The sequence below is a fragment of the Polaromonas sp. P1_G4 genome, from assembly GCF_056405475.1.
Map to the genome: position 1 here is coordinate 1 of NZ_JBFUCA010000334.1, position 4,756 is coordinate 4,756.

The window sequence follows — 4,756 nt, forward strand, 5'->3', positions numbered from 1 at the left end:
GGGCCACAAGCCATAACGGGTGATATTTCTGCATTTTGCTTTTTTTGAGTTGGGTTGCCGGCTATTGAATCACTGGATATGACGCGCAACAACATCACAATGCACGTTTTTTTTGCCCCAACCGCCCTTGATGGTTCCTATCGGCCGCCGATTACATCCGGAAGACGCCAAACTTCGTATCGGGGATGGGCTGGTTGAGCGTGGCCGAAAGCCCCAGCGCCAACACACGCCGCGTATCCGCCGGGTCAATCACGCCGTCGTCCCAGCCACGCGCGGTGGAGTAATACGGGTGCGACTGCTGGCCAAACTGGTCGAGCACCGGCTGCTTGAAGGTGGCCTCTTCTTCGGTGCTCCAGGTGCCGCCCTTGGCTTCAATCGCGTCGCGCTTCACGGTGGCGAGCACGCCGGCGGCCTGCTCGCCGCCCATCACGCAGATGCGCGCGTTCGGCCACATCCACAAAAAGCGTGGTGAATACGCCCGGCCGCACATGCCGTAGTTGCCGGCGCCGTAGCTGCCGCCAATGATCACGGTGAACTTGGGCACCTGGGCCGTGGCCACGGCCGTCACCATCTTGGCGCCGTGGCGGGCAATGCCTTCGGCTTCGTATTTGCGGCCGATCATGAAGCCGGTGATGTTCTGCAGAAACACCAGCGGCACCTTGCGCTGGCAGCACAGCTCGATAAAGTGCGCGCCCTTTTGGGCCGATTCACTGAACAAGATGCCGTTGTTGGCGATGATGCCCACGGGCATGCCTTCAATGTGCGCAAAGCCGCAGACCAGTGTGGGGCCAAAACGCGCCTTGAACTCATGAAATTCGCTGCCGTCGACGATGCGGGCAATCACCTCGCGCACGTCATACGGTTTTTTCGGGTCCACCGGAATCACGCCGTGCAGCTCTTGCGGGCTGTGCAGCGGCGGCACCGGCGTGCGCAGGGCCTGGTCGAAGCGCTTGGTCTTGTTGAGGCTGCCTACGGCCTGGCGGGCCAGGGCCAGCGCATGCGCGTCGTTCTGCGCCAGGTGGTCGGCCACACCCGAAAGGCGCGTGTGTACATCGCCACCACCCAGGTCTTCAGCGCTGACGATTTCACCAATGGCCGCCTTCACCAGCGGCGGGCCGCCCAAAAAGATGGTGCCCTGGTTCTTGACGATGATGGTCTCGTCGCTCATGGCCGGCACGTACGCGCCGCCGGCCGTACAGCTGCCCATGACCACGGCGATCTGCGCAATGCCCTGCGCGCTCATGTTGGCCTGGTTAAAGAAGATGCGGCCAAAGTGGTCGCGGTCAGGAAACACATCGTCTTGATTCGGCAGGTTGGCGCCGCCCGAATCGACCAGGTAGATGCAGGTGAGGTTGTTCTGCATCGCCACTTCCTGCGCGCGCAAATGTTTTTTCACCGTCATCGGGTAGTAGGTGCCGCCCTTCACCGTGGCGTCGTTGCACACGATCATGCAGTCCACCCCATTGACGCGGCCAATGCCGGTGATGACGCCGGCGCAGGGTGCGCTGTCGGTGCCGTCACGGTCGGGGTACATGTCTTTGGCAGCCAGGGGGCCGAGCTCCAGGAAAGGCGTGCCCGGGTCCAGCAGCATCTGCACGCGGTCACGCGGCAGCAACTTGCCGCGTGATACGTGCCGCGCCCGCGTGGCCTCACCGCCACCCAGGGCGGCCTTGGCGACTTGCGCGTTCAGGTCGTCTACCTGGGCCTGCATGGCGGTGGCATTGGCCTGAAAGTCGGCAGAGCGGACGTTGAGTTTTGTCTCCAGAGCGGGCATGGCAATTCCTGAAATACGGGTGAAAGGCGCTGAAACGGGACTGAAATGGGGCTGACCTGCGCCAGGCCGTCGGGTGCGTGAGCCCCACCTTAGCCAGATTAACGCTAAACAGCCAGCTTAGCGAAAACCCGCCCCACAGGCACAGCCAATGAGGTTGCAAATCCTGCCACCTTGGCGGAAAATTGTCACCATGCTCAGCAAAGCACCCGTCAAACCCGCCAGCCCACCCAAAGCAGCCACCCCCATGGCCTTTGCCAGAAGCATTGCCTCTGCCTACAAACGCTACAACCAAAGCCCGACAGAAGCCCTGAAACTGGCACAGATCACGCCAACCCAGCTCAAGCAAGTCAACGCCCACATCACCGCCCGCCAGATGGAGCAACTCTCAGGCGCCGCCATGCAGGAGCTGGACGACGAAGGCCTGGGCGCCTTCAGCCGCAAACTGCCTTGGGGCAGCTACGGCATGCTGGCCCGCGCCTCCATCAGCTCACCCAACCTGGGCGTCGCCCTTAAACGCTGGTGCCGCCACCACGCGCTGATTGCCGACGACATCACCCTGCGCGTCACCACCTCCGGCGACACCGCCGCCATCACGGTCGAAGAAAAAGCCCCTGGCAAGGTCGGTGAGTTTGCTTTGGTGCACGTGCTGCGCAACATCCACGGCCTGGCCTGCTGGTATGTGGATTCGCGCATTCCGCTGCAGGGCGCACGCTTTCCGTTTGCCGCGCCGCCGCATGTAGAGGCCTATGGGCTGATGTTCCCCGGGCCGCTGCAGTTCAATGCCGCGCAGGCCGAGATCCGGTTTGATGCACGCTACCTGGCCTTGCCTCTCCGTCGTGATGAAAAGGCCTTGCAGCAGATGCTGCAGCGTGCTTTGCCGTTGACGGTGTTGCAGTACCGGCGTGACCGGTTGTTGGTTGAGCAAGTGCGTCAGGCCTTGGCGAACCCGGGGGTGGCTTCGCACAACGCGGARACTTTGGCGGCGGCGCTGAATATGTCTGCGCGCTCGTTACACCGGCAGCTTCAGGAGGAAGGGGCTTCGCTGCAGCAGCTCAAGGATGAGGTGCGGTTTGAGAAAGCGAAGGAGTTGTTGCTGCGAACCTCARAACCGATCAAGCAGGTGGCAGAGGCTTCGGGCTTTCGGAATGAGAAGAGTTTTATTCGGGCGTTTCGGGATTGGGCAAACGTTTCGCCTGGAGAATTTCGAAACTCTTGCCATGAGACCTAGGTCCATTTTGGTGTTTTAAAACTTATCAAGCTGGAGTACGGCGAAGAGAACTCAATTCGCATAATGGATTGAGGCTTTTTCAGACGAAACTCGCCACATCGAAGGCAAAGTACGGTTAGATCTTTAACTAGCCCTGTCAAGTACGGCATCTGACACGCGAGGCTCTGTCACTCACCACCTCGACGTTGATCCTATTTCCCGTTCGGAGTTTCGGGAAGCTCACTAGACAACCTCATTGCTGAGCCTCAGAATCTGTCAAAGTGGAGGGCCTGGAGATGGCATTTATTCATGTGGTGGGAGCGCTCGGCGTGACTCTCGCCTTTGGCATCTTGGCCCTTGTACTTGGGACATGGGAGCAGGGGCTAGTTCAAAAGCGCCGCCTGCAGGATGCGTCCCTAGCGTTGGGCGTTCCGCTTTCATCTTTGGAGAATGATGAGGGTCTCATTCCGAGACTGCTTCAGTATTCCTCACAGCGGTACAGCAGTGAGCTACTGCGGAACAGATTCTCGGACCTGTGCGGACCGCTGCGTACTGTGTGGGGCTGGCTGGGTAACCTCGTGCAAGTGGGTATCGTGATAAGCGTTAGCTGGTCAATGTATGCCGAGGGCGCACAGAACGCAGTCTTCATGTGGTCCGTACTGGCTGTGGCAATCTTCTTCTGGGTCGCAAGCGTCGCATTCTCCTACTCATGCTTGTTGCTGACCGGCCGGTTTCCGGGTGAGGCCAAGATGACACGCAAATCAATTGCGGCGGTAATCGAACAGCGAACGGCACACCCAACGACCCACTCACCACCCGTGTGGGAGCCCTGATGGACGCCAAACTCAATGCCTTTTTGGAGGACAGTTCCGCGCATTGCATCGCGGCTAGAAACGAGGTCAGAAGATTATTCGCGGTCGGTGGCGGATGCCTCACTGCCGCTGTCTTAGCACCTCAGAGAAGCTGAAGTTCGGGATATGACTGAGGTATGGAGGTGCAACAGTTGCACGAGACTTTAAAGCAAACTGGTGTCACCGGAACGTGATGAAAATGCAGCGTTCAAAAGACTAACCAGCCATTGCAAATATCTAGCCTCATCTCGCTGCCTAGCTACCAAGCTCCTTCTGCAACGCCTCCACAGACAAGTAGCCGGCACCAGCAAATGCGCCTCGACCTTGAAAGTCTGTTTGCCTGAGACGCCGCTGCGCACGATGTCGGTATGAATGCTCTCAATGCTGATGCYGCGCTCGGCCAGCATCTTGGTCAGCCTGCAGACGAATGCCCACACGGTCTTCGCCCACCAGCTCCAGCTCTAACCCTGCTTGCAGGCATACAACTTGCATCCCCACGAGCCACGGCGGAGCAAGTTTTACGGAATGCGAACTGGCGACGCCCGGTACCCTCCAACTCTGAAAGCGACCTATGTCATTCACCCGCACCGCTTGCCTGGCGCTTTGCGCCGCGTCCGGCCTGGCGCTCGCCGCCTCCTCGTTCGCGCAAGAGCCCTACCCCAGCCACCCGGTCAAGGTCATCGTCGCGCTGCCGGCTGGCGGCAGTGTTGACATGGTGGCGCGCCAGGTCAGCCAGCAGCTGACCACTGACCTGGGTCAGCCCTTTGTGGTGGACAACCGGGCCGGCGGCTCGGGGCAGATTGGTGTGCCGGTGGTGGCCAAGGCGGCGCCTGACGGCTACACCATCATGGTGTCGCCGGCGTCTTTTCTGACGACGAACAAAAGCATCTTCAAAACCTTGCCCTACAACCCGGAAACCGACTT

3 protein-coding genes are annotated in these 4,756 nt (G+C 60.0%); 2 read left to right on the top strand and 1 reads right to left on the bottom strand.

The window, feature by feature from the left end; all coding sequences use genetic code 11:
• Positions 1 to 151: 151 nt before the first annotated feature.
• Complete coding sequence (locus tag AC1D1X_RS15910) at positions 152 to 1,774, bottom strand: carboxyl transferase domain-containing protein (RefSeq protein WP_477670077.1); 1,623 nt, start codon at positions 1,772 to 1,774, stop codon at positions 152 to 154.
• Positions 1,775 to 1,964: 190 nt separating this feature from the next.
• Here AC1D1X_RS15910 and AC1D1X_RS15915 point away from each other — a divergent pair, with 190 nt between their 5' ends.
• Positions 1,965 to 3,002, top strand: a complete 1,038-nt coding sequence (locus AC1D1X_RS15915; protein ID WP_477698630.1) for an AraC family transcriptional regulator — start codon at positions 1,965 to 1,967, stop codon at positions 3,000 to 3,002.
• A 1,401-nt stretch (positions 3,003 to 4,403) separates the two neighbouring features.
• The coding region (locus tag AC1D1X_RS15920) for a Bug family tripartite tricarboxylate transporter substrate binding protein (RefSeq protein ID WP_477698631.1) at positions 4,404 to 4,756 on the top strand (353 nt) is incomplete at its 3' end.

What these genes read in the sequence shown, in the direction of transcription:
- AC1D1X_RS15910 (WP_477670077.1), bottom strand. Translation starts at nt 1,774, where the DNA reads ATGCCCGCTCTGGAGACAAAACTCAACGTCCGCTCTGCCGACTTTCAG.